Consider the following 15321-nt stretch of genomic DNA (forward strand, 5'->3'; position numbering starts at 1 on the left):
TCCACTCATAGCGCGCCGGCTCCGTCGCGTTGACGCGGGCGACGGCGCAGGGAGCGGAGCGACTGGAGGCGGCCGAGGTGCTGGACGACCGGGAGAGGGACGACGGTGACGACCCGGAGGGGACCTTCGAACGGTTCGTCGCCGTGTCGGGGGACCGGCTGCTGCTGACCGCGCTGTGGCTCGTCGGCGGTCACCGGGGCGAGGCGGAGGATCTGCTGCAGGGCGCGTTGGAACGCACCTATCGCCACTGGAACCGGGTCTGGGTAGGAAACCCGGAGGCCTACGTCCGCCGGGCGCTCGCCAACGCCGCGACCAGCCGCTGGCGCCGGCTGAGGGTCCGGGGCCATGAGGTGCCGCTGCTCGCCGAGCATGAGCCCGCCGGCCCCGACCTGCTCGACCACGCCATCCGGCTCACCCAGCGGGACGGGCTGGTCCGTGCGCTCCTGTCGCTGCCACCCCGTCAGCGGGCCGTCATCGTGCTGCGCTACCTCCACGACCTGCCAGAGGGCGAGGTGGCGGCCGCGCTCGGCTGCTCGATCGGCTCCGTCCGCAGCCAGGCGTTCCGCGGTCTTGCCAGGCTCCGCGACAGCCACCACCTGGTCGACATCGCCGACCCCCCGCCCGGCGACGAGCCGGCCGGGGCGAACACACCGCGCGGGAGGAACACGCTGTGACCACAACTCCCCTCGAGGACGAGGTCCGCGCCACCCTGCGGACCGGGCTCGGCCACCCGTCCGTCGACCCTGGACTGGCGGAAGCAGTCCGTCACCGCGTCCAGCGCCGCCGTCGGCGGACCCGGGCCCTCGCCGCCATGGCCGCGGTCGTGGTCGTGGTCGCGGTCGGTGTCTCGCTACCGGTCGCCCTCCGCACCGACGGGGCTGAGCGCGACAGCCGGCCAGCGCCCGCGGACACTGGCTCCACCTTTGCCGGTCTGGACTGGGCGAACACCACCGTCGACCCGCCGGCGCGGTGCGCCGCGGGCGATGGCGCATCGCGAGTGACGCTCCGCCACGGCGGCGGGCTGGTATCCGGCACGACCAGCGACGGTCCTGGCGAGGGCGTGCTGCTGGTGTTCGGCGGTTCCGCCACCGGCCGCTTCGTCGCCGGGTCCACCGCCGACTACGCGGCTGTCCTTCTGTACTGCCGCCACCTCGACCCGGGCGGCCCCGCCGTCGATACCTCGTTCGTTCAGGTCTATCGCGACGACCGCACGCTGCTCGCCACCCTCAGCCCGCCCGCGGTCAACGGCCAGGTTCCGACCGGGTTCGCCGACCGGAAGGTCCGTGCCATCGGCAACGAGCTCGTCACCGCGGTCGACTACCCACCCGCGCGGGACACGCCCGGGCTGATCACCCGCCGTACCTTCGTCTGGCGGTGGAACGGCGCCGAGTTCACCCCCTTCCTCACCGGCGAGGAACCCATCCAGGTGGTCCCGAAGGCGTTCATCCACGTCTGGTCCGGCGACATCGCGCGCAGCGATCTCGCCGCGCCCCGGCGCGTAGCCCTCGAGATCGCCGGCGGCGAGCAGGGAACGGTCATCGGCGTGCTGCTGCACCTGAACTGCTCCGGGAAGATGAAGCTCCTGTCGGCCGCGGCCGACGGCTCCGAGATCTACCTGGAGGAGCTGCCGGGGAACAACGGCTGCGCTCCGCCGCCCGCCCGCCTGACCATCGACGCCTCGGGCCGCCTGCACTACGACTATGTGCCGCCCACCGACCCCGGCTCGAACGCCCAGAGCCTGACCGGGGGCGGCACCCTCACGAATCCCTAGTCGAGGTCGGCGGCGCGGGCGAGGTTGGTGAGGACAACGACCTCGCCGCGAGCGCTACAGCTCGATATGTGAGCCCATGACGACGGTGCGGTCGCGGGGGAGTCCGAAGTGTTCCGCCGCGTCGGCCGTCAGGTGGGACGTGGCGATGAACAGCCGCTTGCGCCAGCGTGCCATGGTCGGTGCGTCACCGGGTCTCAGCTCGATCTTGGACAGGAAGAAGGACGCCCCGGCCAGGTCCAGCTCGCCCTCGGTGGCTACCGGGTCGAGCATCCGCAGCGCGCCGAGCACGTCCGGTGTCTCCATGTAGCCGTACCGGGCGGTGACGTGGGTGATGCCGTCGTCGGTGTAGCCGAGTTCGTCCACGGCTGTCCGGTCGCTCGCCGGCACGCGTGGCACGGGCAGGGTCTCGACCGACAGGATCACGACATGGTCGTGGCGGACGTGGTTGTGCTCGACGTTGGCCCGCAGCGCCAGCGGCGCGGTGCGCTTCCCGCGGTTGAGGAACACGGCCGTGCCCGCCACCCGCATCGCGGGCAGGGCGCCGGTGCGCAGGTCGTCGACGAACGCGCGCAGCGACCCCTCGTGCTGTTCCCGCTGCGCGGTGACGATCCGGCGGCCGCGTTGCCAGGTGGTCATCACCGTGAACGCCGTCAGCGCGATGAGCAGTGGCAGCCACGCGCCGTGGACGAGCTTGGTCAGGTTGGCCGCGACGAACAGCAGGTCGACCAGCAGCAGCACGCCCGCGCCCGAGAAGAGCAGCCACCGCGGCGGGTGCCACGTCCACCGGGCGATGTAGAAGAACATCAGGGTGGTGATGGTGATCGTCCCGGTGACCGCCATGCCGAACGCGAAGGCCAGCGCCGCCGAGCTGCGGAAGGCGAAGACCAGCGTGAGCACGGCCACCATTAGCATCCAGTTGATCCACGGCACGTAGATCTGCCCGTAGGTCGACTCCGAGGTGTGGACGACCCGCAGCCGGGGCAGGTAGCCGAGCTCGGCGGCCTGGGCCGCGACCGAGTACGCCCCGGTGATCACCGCCTGGGCGGCGATCACGGTCGCCGCGGTGGCCAGGAGGACGAGTGGCAGCCGTGCCCAGCCGGGGGCGAGCAGGAAGAAGGGGCCGCTGATCTTGTCCGGGTCGCCGAGGATCAGCGCGCCCTGGCCGAGGTAGCTGAGCACGCAGGCGGGAAACACCAGGAGCAGCCAGGCCCGGCTGATCGCCGGCCGGCCGAAGTGCCCCATGTCGGCGTACAGCGCTTCGGCTCCGGTGACCGCGAGCACGACCGCGGCGAGGGAGAAGAAGGCGATGCCGAAGTGGTCGGTCAGGAAGCCCACCGCGTAGGTGGGTGACAACGCCTCGAGGATGGCCGGGTGGCCGGAGATGCCGACCACTCCCAGCGCGCCGATGGTCACGAACCACACGATCATCACGGGTCCGAACATCCGGCCGACGGCGGCGGTGCCGAATCGCTGCACGAGGAACAACATCACGATGATCACCGCGGTGGCCGGCACCACCGCCTCCTCCAGCGACGGCTGCACGATCTTGATGCCCTCGACCGCGGACAGCACGGAGATCGCCGGAGTGATCATGCTGTCGCCGAAGAACAGCGCCGCCCCGAAGATGCCCAGCCCGGCCAGTATCGCGGCGGTCCGGCCACCCCGCCCTGTTCCCGGCCGCCGCAGCAGGGTTATCAGGGCCATGATGCCGCCCTCGCCGTCGTTGTCGGCGCGCATGGCCAGCAGCACATAGGTGACCGTGACGATGATCGTCACGGACCAGAACACCAGCGACACCACGCCGAACACGTTGTCCCTGCTGACCGGGACGGGATGTGGGTCGCTCGGGTTGAACACCGTCTGAAGGGTGTAGATCGGGCTGGTCCCGATGTCGCCGAACACCACGCCGAGGGCGCCCACGACCAGCGCGAGCCGCGCCACCTCGCGCCCCTGTGGACCGTGGGTGCCTGCCGGCGACGCCGACCCGGGACCCGACGCCGTCAACTGCCGGCGATCCGTCACGGCCGTCCTTCCTGAGTACTGGCGGCGCGCTGGAAGCCCGGCATCCGCGCCCAGACGGTACCGCCGCCGCGCGGGTGCCTCCAGGTTCGGCGTCCCCGACCGCTCAGTCCCACCCGACAGGTATCCCGTGTGACGTCCGCTGATCAGGGCTCGGCCTGCGCCGGCTCTGCGCCGGGCCTGCGGCGACCGGCCTGTGATCACGGGTGCCTGTGACACCACCCACTCCGATGCTTCGACGGCCGAAAATGTGTGCGATATTGTTGACAATCGTTGTGTGATGGCGCCTGAGCTTCCCGTGCTCCGCCCGTCGCAACGAAGGAGGTGCTTGTGGACGGCCCGCCGCGGGAAGGTGCCGCCGGTGCCCGGGTCGCCGCGGACGCCCTGCGGGACTCGCTCGCGCGCGGCGACCTCGCGCCCGGTCAGCGGCTGGTCGAGGGTGACCTCGCGGAGATGTACGGCGTCACCCGGGCGAGTGTGCGCGCGGCTCTCATCGACCTGACGGCCGAGGGCCTGGTCGAGCGGATTCCGAACCGGGGTGCCCGGGTGCGGGTGGTCTCGGTGGACGAGGCGGTCGCCATCACCGAGTGCCGGATGGTCCTGGAGGGCCTGTGCGCCGGCCGGGCCGCGCGGGCCGCCACCGACGACGAGATCGCGTCACTGGCCGCGCTCGGTGAGCAGCTGAGCGCGGCCGTCGCCGACGGAGAACCGATCAAGTACTCCGACCTCAACCGGGAGCTGCACCGCCGGGTCCGCGACATCGCCGCCCAGCCGGTGGCCAACCAGGTGCTCGACCGCCTCAACGCGCAGCTCGTCCGATACCAGTTCCGCCTGTCCCTGCGGCCCGGCCGCCCGCAGGTGTCCCTCGCGGAGCACCTGGCCATCATCGCGGGCATCGCCGAGCGTGACCCTGCCAAGGCCGAGGCCGCCGCGCGGGCCCACATCGCGAGCGTGATCGAGGCCCTGCGGCAGACCGAGACCGCCTGACCGCCTGACGGCCCTTCGGCGCGGCGCGGATGGGATCTAGGTTGCCGGCGCGTCGCCTTCTGGTGACGTCTTCCAGGGGTCGCTCTTCGTGGCCTGACTTCCGGAGACCGAGTAGAGCACCTTCGTGTTCCGGGTGGCCAGGAAGTCGTCCAGCGATTCGCCGCGCATCGCGGCGTAGATGTGCAGGTTCGAGGTGCCGACCACGGCCCCCAGCTTCTCCAGCACGAAGAAGATGACGCCGTAGTGGATCATGGCTCGCCAGTCCCGCCGGCGAACGAGATCCCTTTCAGTGTCGGTGAGGCCCGCCTCGTCGAACGACGCCTCGGGGTCGGCCAGGAAGCGGGCCCGGTGCGCCGGGTCGATCATCGCGTGCAGGTACTTGTTGAGCCGGTAGGCCTTGAGGCTGCGGGCCAGGTCGAACGGGTAGGTGCCCGGAAGCCGGTCGATGCCCCTGAGCTGCTGCGCCATGCGCTCGCGGTGGCGGTGGCGGTCCTGTGCCGCCACCGGAAGGTCCGCCGTCTCGTTCTCCAGGACGAGCGTGCCGATGTCGGTCATCGATGGCAGATAGAAGGAGCTGCTCACCTGACGGACGTTCTCCGAGAGCGCCCCCCGCATGATCAGCCACATGATGACCTCGGAGCCTTCCAGGCCGCCGAGCTCCGCGTATTCGGCATGGGTCATCGCGGCGAGGGTGGCGGGATCGCGAGTGATCGTGTCGAGGAACGTTCGATCCCAGTCGGTGTTGTTGAAACCCGCGCGCTCGCCGTGCACCTGATGCGAGAGCCCACCGGTCGCGACGACGGCCACGCTGATGTCCTCGGGGTAGCTTTCGACGGCGCGCCGCAGTGCCTGGCCCAGCTTGAAGCACCGGGCGGCGGACGGGATGGGGAACTGCAGCACGCCGACCTGGAGCGGGACGACGGTCGTCGGCCAGGTGCCGTCCGCGTGTTCGAGCAGGACCGACATCGGGGAGAAGAAGCCGTGGTCGAGCGGTCTGTCCTGGAAGAACGACATGTCGAACTCGTCGGTGACGAGGCTCGTCGCGATGTGCTGGGCCAGGCGCGGGTTCCCGGGCACCGCCGGGAGCGCCCGCGGGCCGCCGCCCTCGTCCGCCACGGGGTAGCTGTCGCCGATCCCCAGCGTGAACGCGGAGTAGTGGTCGAAGAAGAACGACGTGACGTGATCGTTGAAGACGTAGACGATCGCGTCGGGTCGCTGCTGGCTGAACCAGTCGCGCACCGGCTCGAACGCGGTGAAGATCGGCGCCCAGGCGGGGTCGTCCTGCTTGTCCGCGTCGTAGGCGAAGCCGATGGTCGGTGTGTGCGAGACCGCGACGCCGCCGATGATCCGAGCCATCCGCTCCTCCAGTCGTTCGTTCGGCCCGTGGTGGCTGGCGCGGCCGCAGCGGCCGCCGGGCGCGGGCCGGAGCCGTGAGTCGTGAGTCGTCAGTACTCAGTCGTCGGTCGTCAGTGGTCGCGTGGGAAGGCCACGCCGTCGAAGAGCTTGCGCGCGGTGCGCACGACGCCCGAGCGGCGGACCCGCACCGGTTGGCTGGTGGTGTCGACCTCGACGTCGACGAGCAGGTGACCGGTGGGGTGCTCGACGTCGACGAAGCGCGCGCCGGCCGGCCGCCGGGCCGCGAGGCCGTGCCCGACGGCGTCCGGTATCAGCATTCCGGTCACCGCGCTGATCGCGGCGAGCACGCCGATCGTCGTGTGCGGCTGCACCGGGATGAAGCTGCGGGTGGCGACGTGGCCGCCGTCCCGGGGCGGGCTGACGAGCACGGTCTTGGGGACAGGGGCCCCGCGGACGTCGCCGAGTCCCATCGCGTCGGCCGCCGCGCGGCGCAGGGCGTCGATCCGCTCGCGCAGGGTGGCGTCGGAGCGCAGGAGATCCGGCGGCTCGCTCCCGTCGAGTCCCAGCGAGGCGGCCTCGGCCAGCACGACGGGCATCCCGTTGTCGACGCACGTCACCTGTACGCCGTCGACGACGTCGCGGACCCGGCCGGTGGGCAGCAGGCGGCCGGTCGTCGAACCCTCCGTGCCGGTGAACGCGAGGGAGACCGCCGCCGCCGTCCCGGGCACGCCCGCGATGGCGGTGTCGCCGCGGTAGTCGGGCCGCCCACCGGGGCCGGGGAAGCGGGCGACCGCCATGCTGTTCGTGTTCACCATCCGGATGCGCACCGTCGCCAGGCCGTCGGCCGTCTGCGCGCCGCCTCGGACGAGGCCGCGTTCGAGTGCGAACGGACCGACGCCGGCGAGGATGTTGCCGCAGTTCTGCCGGTCGCTGACCGTCGCCTCGTCGACGCCCAGCTGCAGGAACAGGTAGTCGACGTCCGCCTGGCCGTCGGCCGCCGGCGACACGACGGCGACCTTGCTCGTCAGCGAGGTCGCGCCGCCGAGCCCGTCGATCTGGAGCGGGTCGGGCGTACCCATCAGCCGCAGCAGCAGGTCGTCGCGCTCCGCGGGGTTGGCCGGCAGGTCGGAGGCCAGGAAGTACAGGCCACGTGAGGTGCCACCGCGCATCATCATGGCGCGGACGCCGATGTCGTCATGACTGGTCATCGGGGCGTTCCCGCTGGTAGTCGGCGTGCGAGACGTACTCGATGCCGAGCTGTGCCAACCGGTCCCGCAGCCCGTACCGGTCCAGGCCCAGCTCACCGCCGAGGAACGCCGCGCGGGTCGCCTCTTCCTTCTCCGCCCGGGCGCGGGCCGCGGCGAGGGCGGCCGGCGCCGCCGCGCGCGGCACCCGCACCACGCCGTCGTCGTCGCAGACGATCACGTCACCCGGGTGGATGCTCTGGCCACCGAGCACGACCGGGACGTTGACGGCACCGGGGGTGGCCTTGACCGTGCCCTGCGCGCTGACCGCGCGGGACCAGGCCGGGAACCGCGCGTCGCGCAGGTCGGCGACGTCCCGGACGCCGCCCGCCACGACGACGCCCAGGGCGCCGCGGTGGCGCAGCGCCGTCGCGAAAAGCTCCCCGAACAGGCCGTCGTCGGACGTCGAGTTCGTCGCCACGACAAGGATGTCCCCGGGCCCGCACTGCTCGACGGCCACGTGGATCATGAGGTTGTCGCCGGGCCAGCACAGGGCGGTCACCGCGGTCCCGCCGATCCGCGCGCCGGGCCAGGCCGGGCGGAACGCCGGGCCGAGGTACCCGATGCGCCCGAGGGCCTCGTGGACCGTGGCGACGCCGTGCGCGCCGAGGGCTGTGGCGACCTCGGCGTCGGCCCGCGGCGGGTCCGTGACGACGATCGTCCTCATGAGAGGACCTCCGTCACCTGCGGGTAGACCCGCATGAACGCCTCGGCCATCGTGCCATGGGAGAGGCCGAGGTTCGGCCCGGCGTTGCGCCGCAGCTGGACGCCGCGCCGCCTGGCGAGGTCCGTGTAGTAGTCCCACATGTGCTGCTGGGCCTTCAGCTCCTCCATCGCGGCGCGTTTGCGTTCGAACACCGGCGTGATGTCCAGCAGCACCTCGGGGCTGAACCCGCACATCTCCGGCTGGTGGGGTTCGAACAGGAACACCGGTGGTGCGCCCAGCGGAGCGCCGGGAGCGTCGTAGCCGGCCGCCTGGGCGAGGATCCGCGCCTGCGTCGCGATCCGCGCGGCCACCGCGTGGTCGTTGTTGTACGGGTCGGAAAACGTGTGTGTCAGCACGATCGTCGGTGTCACCTCCCGGTAGATCCCGACCAGGCGGTCGACCAGCTCCGGGGACTCCGGCAACGGGTAGTCCCCGGCGTCCAGGAAACGGACGTCGGCCCCAAGCGCGGTGGCGGCCTGCTGCGCCTCGGTCCGACGCAACGCCTTGATCTCGTCCAGGCGCAGGCCCTCGCGCCAGGCGCGGGCTGACTCACCCCGCTCGCCGTAGCTCAGGCAGACCACCGTCACGCGATCGCCACGCGCGGCCGCCGAGGCGATCGCCCCGCCGGCCCGCCACACGAAGTCGCCGGCATGCGCGCTGACGACGAGCAGCGAGCCGTTGCCGGAAGCCGGGTAGGTCACGGGCGATGTCCCTTCTTCGCTTGCTGGACGAGTGCGTAGACCTGGCCGCGCAACTCCCCGAACCTCGCGGCCGAACGGGTCAGGAGCTGGTCCCGCTCGGCCGGCAGGTCGACGCGGAGGTCGGCCAGCACCGTGGTGGGGCGGTCGGACAGCACGAGCACACGCTCGCCGAGGTAGACGGCCTCGTCGATGTCGTGCGTGATGAACAGCACGGTCACCCCGAGCCGGTTCCACAGCGCCCGGACGAGGTCCTCCAGCTCGGCGCGGGTCTGCGCGTCCACCGCCGCGAACGGTTCGTCCATCAGCAGGACGCTCGGGCGGTAGGCGACGGCCCGGGCGATGGCCACCCGCTGCTGCATGCCGCCGGAGAGCTGCCAGGGATGCGCGTCGCCGCTGTCGGTGAGACCGACGGCCGCGAGCGCCTCGTCCACGACGGCGCGTCGTTCGGCGCGCCGGATGCCCTTCTCGATCAGGGGCCGCTCGATGTTGCGCCGGACGGTCATCCAGGGAAAGAGGCTTCGCCCGTACTCCTGGAACACGACGGCCATGTCGCGAGGCGGGGCCGTCACCCGGACGCCGCCGAGCAGGATCTCGCCGCGCGACGGGTCGAGAAGCCCGGCGACGCAGCGCAGCAGGGTCGTCTTGCCTGCCCCGGACGGGCCGACCACGCAGACGAACTCGCCACGGCCGACGGTGAACGTCAGGTCGCGGATCGCCTCGACCGGGCGCCCGTGACCGGAGTAGACCTTGCCCAGAGCACGGACGTCCAGGGCGACCGCGGTGTCGGGCGTCAGCCCGGGGGGCCCGTCGTCGTCCGGGCCGGTCTCGGCCGGCGGGGCGGGCTTCGCCGCCTCGATGCCATTCATCTGTCAGGCTCCTCGGTCGGCGTCGCGCAGGCCCCGGTACCAGGCGAGGGCGAAGTGCTCGACGATCTGGAAGATGGCGGACAGCGCGACCCCGACCAGGCCGAGGACGATGATCCCCGTCCACATCTGCGGGATCGCGAACCCGCGTTGGAACTGCACGACGCTGGCTCCCAGCCCGTGGTTGGCGCCGAACAGCTCGCTGACCACCATGAGGATCACCGCGATCGACAGCCCCTGGCGTGCCCCTGCGAACGTCCGCGGGCTGGACCCACGCAGCACCACGTGCAGCAGGGTGGTGCGCCGGCGCAGGTGATAACTGCGGGCGGTGTCCAGCAGGACCTCGTCCACCGCGCGCACACCCTCGACCGTGTTGAGCAGGATCGGCCAGACACAGCCCAACGCGATGGTCAGGATCTTCGAGGCTGATCCGGTGTAGCCGGCGAACAGCGCGATCACCGGCACGAGGACCGGCGGCGGGATGGCCCGGAAGAACTCCAGCGCCGGCTCGGTCAGCGCCCGCAGGACGCGGGACAGGCCGATCGGGATGGCCACGGCGACGCCGATCACCACGGCGAGCAGGTACCCGGCCGTGAGCCGACCGAGGCTCGGCAGCACGTCGGTGGTGATCCGGTCGCCGAACCACGTGTCCGGAAACGTCCGGAGGATCGTCGACAGCGGCGGCCAGTAGAAGCTCGTGCTGCCGGCCGTCACGATCCACCAGACGGCGACGAGGACCGCGGGCAGCGCCAGCCCCGTCACCAGCCGCAGCGCCGCGGTGCGCACGCCCCGCGGGACGCCGACACCGCGCTGGGCGATTTTCATGCGGCCTCCCGCCAGACGGAGGGGTGCCAGCTCAGTGCCGGGCGCTCGACGGCCCTGGCCGCGAGGTTCACCAGGACGCCGAGGAGGCCGACGACGATGACGAGCGCGTACGTGTCGGCGACCGCGCCGGAGGACTGCGCGACCCCGATGGACTGCCCGAGCCCGGGGACGCCGATGACGAGCTCCGCGGTGACCTCCAGGATCAGCGCGACGGCGGCGGCCAGCCTGAAACCGGTGAGCACGTAGGGAAGGGTGGTCGGCCAGACCACCGATCGGGCGACCGAGAGCCGGGAGAACCGGTAGGAGCGGGCGGTGTCCCGCGCCACCGGGTCGATGTCGGCCACGCCGTAGAGGACCTGGACGAGCACCTGCCACGTCGCGGCGTAGACGACGAGGACGAGCGCGGAGCGCGGTTGGCTGCCATAGAGCAACACGACCAGGGGGATGAGCGCGACCGACGGGATCGGGCGCAGGAACTCGATCGTCGACGCCGTGAGCTGGCGCAGGAGCGGCACACTGCCGATCACCAGCCCGCCGGCCACGCCGATCAGCATGGCCAGCGCCAGCCCGGCGGCCCAGCCGCGGATGGTCTCGCCGACGGCGACCCAGAAGTCCCGCTCCTGCACGAGACCGCCAAGGGCGGCGGCCATCGAGGTGAACGGCGGCAGGTAGTCGCGGTCCACCAGGCCGCTGCGGGGCAGGATCTCCAGGACGGCGACGATCACAAGCAGGCCGAGCAGGCCCAGACCCACGTCCGCGAAAGGCAGGGATCGACCCGCTCGATCCGGCATGGCCGGATCGAGCGGACCCGTCGAGGCGGCCGGTGTCACGGGATCCCGGGCGACCGAGCGCTGTCGCGACGACATGACGGCGCGGGTCAGGGCAGGAGCGCGGACAGGTCCGGCTTCTGCGTGATCAGTTTGTCCTGGACGGCCAGGTCGGCCAGCTTGCCGACGGAGTCCGTGGAGATCGCGGTGGGCCACTTGGGCAGCGTGATCGCCTTCTGGACGGCGGGGTCGATCTTGAGGTACGAGGTCAGGACCGTACGGACGGCGTCGGGGTTGCCGTCCGCGTACGCCAGCGACTTGTTCATCGCCGTGGTGAACCGGCGCACCACGTCCGGGTGGCTCTTGGCGTAGTTCGCCGAGGTGAAGTACATAGCGATGGTCAGGCTCGGGTTCGTCGCCGCGTAGTTCGAGGTGACCTCACGCATGCCCTGGTTCTTCGCGATGGTGAGGAACGGCTCGACCAGCTGCCCCGCGTCCACGTCGCCCTTCGCCACCGCCGGCGTGATCTCCGGGAAGGCCAGCTCGACGTAGTCGATGCCGGAGGGGTCGCCGCCGCCGGCACGGACCGCCGCGTTCACGGTGGTCGTGTTGATGTTGTTGAGCGTGTTGACGGCCACCCGCTTGCCGGCGAGGTCGGCGGCGCTGTGGATCGGGCTGTCCGCGGGCACGACGACGGCGCCGAAGTCCTTGCCCTCGCTGCCCGTGGTGGCGACGCCCGCGGTCAGCGCCTTGACCGGCAGCCCCTTCGAGGCGGCGAGCAGCAGCGACGTCGTGTTGCTGAAGCCGAACTGGTACTGGCCGCTGGTGACGCCGGGGACGATCGCGGCGCCTCCCTGGGCGGTCGCCAGCTTGAGGTTCAGCCCCTCCGCCTTGAAGAAGCCCTGTTGCACGCCGAGGTAGATCGGCGCCACGTCGACGATCGGGATCACTCCGACGTTGACGGTCGTCGTACCGGGCGTCGAGTCCGACGAGGGCGAGTCGGAACCGGACGAACCTCCACAGGCGGAGAGTAAGAGGGCGGTTACCGCGCCTGTGGCCACGAGCGCGGGTCGCCGACTCCGTTCGATCCAGAGACCGAGGGCTCTTACACGCATGGGCACTCCCTTGGGCGCGCGATCAATCAGCTCCCACAACCTGACGGAATGGCCGACAGATTGTCAACAATAATGTTGTAGATCTTTTCGCCATCCTGGGGGCGGGGTCGGGTCCGTGGCCGATCGGGCAGGACCGCGGCCAATGCTGGGGCGGGCCAGCGGTGGCGCAGTCCGGTGGGGGTGGACCGGCCGTCCATCATTGACCTGAAGCGGGTGTGGGAGGCGAGGAGCCGGGTGTCGCAGACGGTCTGCGCCGTGGTCCCGGCCCGCCGCCCGAGGAAGTACTCGAAGCCGGCGGCCCGTTCGGGGGCGCCCATGCTGCAGCCAAGCAGCAGGGCCGGTTCGTCTATGGGTCTTCTCTCTGCGCCGCGTTCTGCGCCCGTGGTACCCGGCGGTCGGCGCTCTCGTGGCGCCCGGGTGGGCGGACGAGCTGTGGGTCAGTGTGGCGGGAGGGTACGGCCGAGGAAGGCCAGTAGCTGGTGGTGAGCGGGGGCGCCGGCCGGGGCGGAGAGCGCGGGGCCGAACATGCCGGGTCGGCGGAAGGTGTCGAAGTCCATGCCGACCATGACCGTGAGCAGGCTCGCGCAGGCGTGCTCGTCGAGGAGGGCCTCCTGGCTGGTGGCGATCGCCAGGTCGGCACCATGGACAAGGACCTCGGTGAGGTGGATGAGGGCGGCCATCGGCCCAGGGACGGCGCCGAACCCGAGGTGCACCGTCATTCCGAGCACGTGGGGGCGGTGCCAGGCGGCACGGTCGAGGTCGGCGGCCGTGGCAAAGGCGGCGTGAGGGTCGCCGCCGAGCCAGTCGGTCTCGTGATCGGCGCCCGCGTCGGTTCTGGTGAGTTCGGCGGCGAAGATGCGCATGCCACCGACGAGATGGTTCAGCTCGGTGCGTACGTCCCATCCGGGGCAGGGCGTGGGAACGGCGAGTCCGTCGTCGGTGATGCCCTTGACCACGGCGGCGGTCATGTCGAGGGCACGGTCGATCTGGTCGATCACGCCGGTCATGCCGTAGTCCTCGTGGGTCTCGCGCCAGACGTCGGGTCTTCGGGAAGGATCGGGGGCCACATACTCGCTCCTAAGGCAGTGGATGGCTGCGTTAAGACCACCGTAGGGCGGCAATCCCGGCAAACGCAAGTCCGGGCTGCGTTAAGATGGGTGGTGTGGCGGAACAGCAGCCGGCCCGCCGGCCTGGCGGGCGCAGCGCCCGCGTTCATGCCGCGGTACACCAGGCGGTCACCAGGCTGATCACTGAGCGTGGCTACGGACACTTCACCGTCGGCGACGTCGCCGCCCGCGCCAAGGTGGCCGACAGCAGCATCTACCGCCGCTGGGGAACCCTCGAAGCCCTGCTCACCGACGTGGCGATCACCTGGCTGACCACGACATCCCCGATTCCCGACACCGGCAGCCTGGAACGAGACCTGCGGACCTACGCCGCCAACGTCGCCCACGACGTCACCGGCCCCGACGGGCTCGCGGTACTACGCCTGATCGTCGCGCTGTCGTCGGCAGGCGAGGCCGGCATGCGCGCACGGGACGCGTTTCTGGCTGAACGCGGACGCCAGCTTCAGGGCATGCTGGACCGGGCCCGCGGCCGAGGTGAACACCCACCCGAGGGCTTCGACATTCTCGACCACATCCTCGCCCCGATATACATCCGCGTGCTGTTCGGCGCCGGGCCGCTCACTCCCGGCTACGTCAACGCCCTGGTCGACCGTCTACTCGCCGGCCCAGTCCTCCGCTGAGCGCGGTCAGGCGGATCAACCGCTACGCCTTCGCCCCCCGGTTCAGGCGGTGCGGGTGTCGTACGTCGCACGGTTGGCGAACACATCGTCCATGTGCATCTCGGCCCAGGTCTTGAGCCCGCGCGTCATCCGATGCAGGGAGAGACCGAGGTCGGTCAGCTCGTAGGAGACCGTGACAGGCACGGTCGGCGTCGACGGCGCACCTGCGCGAGAACGTCGCCGGCACGGGACTCTCGCTCTCCGACGAGAAACTCGCCGAGCTCGACGAACTGTCGCAACCGGTCGAGCTGGTTGGGACCGTGTGCGCGGATCGGTCAGGCGGCACTGCTGACGCGTGGAGATGAGCGATGCAGGCGGCTGAGCTGTCACGTCACCGGGTGAATGCAGGGGCGCGATGGAGATGGTGAGGCCACCCGGTGGTCTGGCGCGCGGCCGCGGCGCGCTTCACCGATGAGTTCCGCCGGCCCGGCCGGTCTACCTGGACGTACTCGTCGCACTATCGACCTGGAGACCCGACGTGACCGCTCCCGCGCACCCCGGCCGCATGCTGTTCGTGAACATCCCCGTAGCAGACCTCCAGCGCAGCAAGGCGTTCTTCGCGAAGCTCGGGTTCAGCTTCAACCCGAACTTCACCGACGAGACCGCCGCCTGCATGCTGGTCGGCGAGCAGGCCAGCATCATGCTGCTCAGCCACAGCAAGTTCGCGGAGTTCTCGAAGCTGCCTATGGCCGATCCCGCCACGCATGCGCTGGCGCTCTACAGCTTCGGCGTGTCGTCCCGCGAGGAGGTCAACACGGTCGCCGATGCCGCGCTGGCCGCGGGCGCCGTCGAGGCGGATGGCCTGGAGGACTATGGCTTCATGTGCTCGCGCAGCTTCTTCGACCTCGACGGCCACGGCTGGCAGGTCATGTGGATGGATCCGGCGGCGGCGCTGAAGGGCCCCGAGGAGTTCGCAGCCTCGATGCAGGACGCCGACGCCCCGGCCTGACCTGACCTGACACCGGCGCGGGGCCGCCGACGGCCCGAACACCATCGAGGACGCCCCGGACGGCAGTCTCTGCGTCACGAACATCGTCAGTGGAACCGTCCAGCGCATCGACCCCGCCGGCCGGCTCACCACCGTCGCCGGCGTCGGCGGCTGGGGCATCAGCTCGACCGGCCGCGCAGGCGAGGGAGGCAGGGCTACCCCGACGAACCTGACCACCCCCGGCATCGGCCTC

General features: G+C 71.2%; 16 protein-coding genes. 5 read left to right on the forward strand and 11 right to left on the reverse strand.

Annotated elements, in window-relative coordinates; genetic code table 11:
* Positions 1-77: 77 nt before the first annotated feature.
* Both FRCN3DRAFT_RS0215025 and FRCN3DRAFT_RS0215030 read left to right on the forward strand, forming a co-directional pair.
* Positions 78-674: a SigE family RNA polymerase sigma factor gene (locus tag FRCN3DRAFT_RS0215025; RefSeq protein WP_007512595.1), complete on the forward strand. Its 597-nt coding sequence runs from the start codon at positions 78-80 to the stop codon at positions 672-674.
* Positions 671-1771: a hypothetical protein gene (locus FRCN3DRAFT_RS0215030; RefSeq protein ID WP_007512593.1), complete on the forward strand. Its 1101-nt coding sequence runs from the start codon at positions 671-673 to the stop codon at positions 1769-1771. The genes FRCN3DRAFT_RS0215025 and FRCN3DRAFT_RS0215030 overlap by 4 nt, the downstream gene beginning before the upstream one ends.
* A 54-nt stretch (positions 1772-1825) precedes the next feature.
* Here FRCN3DRAFT_RS0215030 and FRCN3DRAFT_RS0215035 read toward each other — a convergent pair whose 3' ends face one another.
* Positions 1826-3712 carry a potassium transporter Kup gene (locus FRCN3DRAFT_RS0215035; RefSeq protein WP_232794048.1) on the reverse strand — a complete coding sequence of 629 codons (1887 nt, stop codon included), beginning with the start codon at positions 3710-3712 and terminating at the stop codon, positions 1826-1828.
* A gap of 408 nt (positions 3713-4120) precedes the next feature.
* Here FRCN3DRAFT_RS0215035 and FRCN3DRAFT_RS0215040 point away from each other — a divergent pair, with 408 nt between their 5' ends.
* Positions 4121-4777, forward strand: a complete 657-nt coding sequence (locus FRCN3DRAFT_RS0215040) for a GntR family transcriptional regulator (protein ID WP_007512590.1) — start codon at positions 4121-4123, stop codon at positions 4775-4777.
* Positions 4778-4813: 36 nt separating this feature from the next.
* On the opposite strand, the gene FRCN3DRAFT_RS0215045 is transcribed toward FRCN3DRAFT_RS0215040, so the two are convergent.
* The 9 genes from FRCN3DRAFT_RS0215045 to FRCN3DRAFT_RS0215090 all read right to left on the reverse strand — a co-directional run bounded on the left by FRCN3DRAFT_RS0215045 (position 4814) and on the right by FRCN3DRAFT_RS0215090 (position 13421).
* The gene (locus tag FRCN3DRAFT_RS0215045; protein ID WP_007512588.1) at positions 4814-6133 is read right to left on the reverse strand and encodes a gallate dioxygenase; all 1320 of its coding nucleotides are present in this window, start codon (positions 6131-6133) and stop codon (positions 4814-4816) included.
* 110 nt (positions 6134-6243) lie between these two features.
* Positions 6244-7341, reverse strand: a complete 1098-nt coding sequence (locus FRCN3DRAFT_RS0215050; protein WP_007512586.1) for a 4-oxalomesaconate tautomerase — start codon at positions 7339-7341, stop codon at positions 6244-6246.
* Complete coding sequence (locus tag FRCN3DRAFT_RS0215055) at positions 7328-8044, reverse strand: 4-carboxy-4-hydroxy-2-oxoadipate aldolase/oxaloacetate decarboxylase (protein ID WP_007512583.1); 717 nt, start codon at positions 8042-8044, stop codon at positions 7328-7330. The genes FRCN3DRAFT_RS0215050 and FRCN3DRAFT_RS0215055 overlap by 14 nt, the downstream gene beginning before the upstream one ends.
* A complete protein-coding gene (locus FRCN3DRAFT_RS0215060) occupies positions 8041-8784 on the reverse strand; it encodes a PIG-L deacetylase family protein (protein ID WP_007512581.1) in 744 nt (247 codons plus the stop codon). The genes FRCN3DRAFT_RS0215055 and FRCN3DRAFT_RS0215060 overlap by 4 nt, the downstream gene beginning before the upstream one ends.
* The gene (locus tag FRCN3DRAFT_RS0215065) at positions 8781-9650 is read right to left on the reverse strand and encodes an ABC transporter ATP-binding protein (protein ID WP_007512579.1); all 870 of its coding nucleotides are present in this window, start codon (positions 9648-9650) and stop codon (positions 8781-8783) included. The genes FRCN3DRAFT_RS0215060 and FRCN3DRAFT_RS0215065 overlap by 4 nt, the downstream gene beginning before the upstream one ends.
* A 3-nt stretch (positions 9651-9653) precedes the next feature.
* Complete coding sequence (locus FRCN3DRAFT_RS0215070) at positions 9654-10472, reverse strand: ABC transporter permease (protein WP_007512577.1); 819 nt, start codon at positions 10470-10472, stop codon at positions 9654-9656.
* Positions 10469-11263 carry an ABC transporter permease gene (locus FRCN3DRAFT_RS0215075; RefSeq protein ID WP_007512575.1) on the reverse strand — a complete coding sequence of 265 codons (795 nt, stop codon included), beginning with the start codon at positions 11261-11263 and terminating at the stop codon, positions 10469-10471. The genes FRCN3DRAFT_RS0215070 and FRCN3DRAFT_RS0215075 overlap by 4 nt, the downstream gene beginning before the upstream one ends.
* An 86-nt stretch (positions 11264-11349) precedes the next feature.
* The gene (locus FRCN3DRAFT_RS0215080) at positions 11350-12354 is read right to left on the reverse strand and encodes an ABC transporter substrate-binding protein (protein ID WP_007512573.1); all 1005 of its coding nucleotides are present in this window, start codon (positions 12352-12354) and stop codon (positions 11350-11352) included.
* Positions 12355-12791: 437 nt separating this feature from the next.
* On the reverse strand, positions 12792-13421 hold the full coding sequence (locus FRCN3DRAFT_RS0215090) for a TIGR03086 family metal-binding protein (protein ID WP_007512569.1): 630 nt from the start codon (positions 13419-13421) through the stop codon (positions 12792-12794).
* Between the two features lie 95 nt (positions 13422-13516).
* Here FRCN3DRAFT_RS0215090 and FRCN3DRAFT_RS0215095 point away from each other — a divergent pair, with 95 nt between their 5' ends.
* Complete coding sequence (locus FRCN3DRAFT_RS0215095; RefSeq protein ID WP_027140604.1) at positions 13517-14101, forward strand: TetR/AcrR family transcriptional regulator; 585 nt, start codon at positions 13517-13519, stop codon at positions 14099-14101.
* A 42-nt stretch (positions 14102-14143) separates the two neighbouring features.
* Here FRCN3DRAFT_RS0215095 and FRCN3DRAFT_RS44620 read toward each other — a convergent pair whose 3' ends face one another.
* Positions 14144-14284: a hypothetical protein gene (locus FRCN3DRAFT_RS44620; protein ID WP_007512565.1), complete on the reverse strand. Its 141-nt coding sequence runs from the start codon at positions 14282-14284 to the stop codon at positions 14144-14146.
* Between the two features lie 361 nt (positions 14285-14645).
* Here FRCN3DRAFT_RS44620 and FRCN3DRAFT_RS0215105 point away from each other — a divergent pair, with 361 nt between their 5' ends.
* Complete coding sequence (locus FRCN3DRAFT_RS0215105) at positions 14646-15089, forward strand: VOC family protein (protein WP_035924786.1); 444 nt, start codon at positions 14646-14648, stop codon at positions 15087-15089.
* Positions 15090-15321: the final 232 nt, after the last annotated feature.

The organism is Pseudofrankia saprophytica, from assembly GCF_000235425.2.
GTDB lineage: Bacteria > Actinomycetota > Actinomycetes > Frankiales > Frankiaceae > Pseudofrankia > Pseudofrankia saprophytica.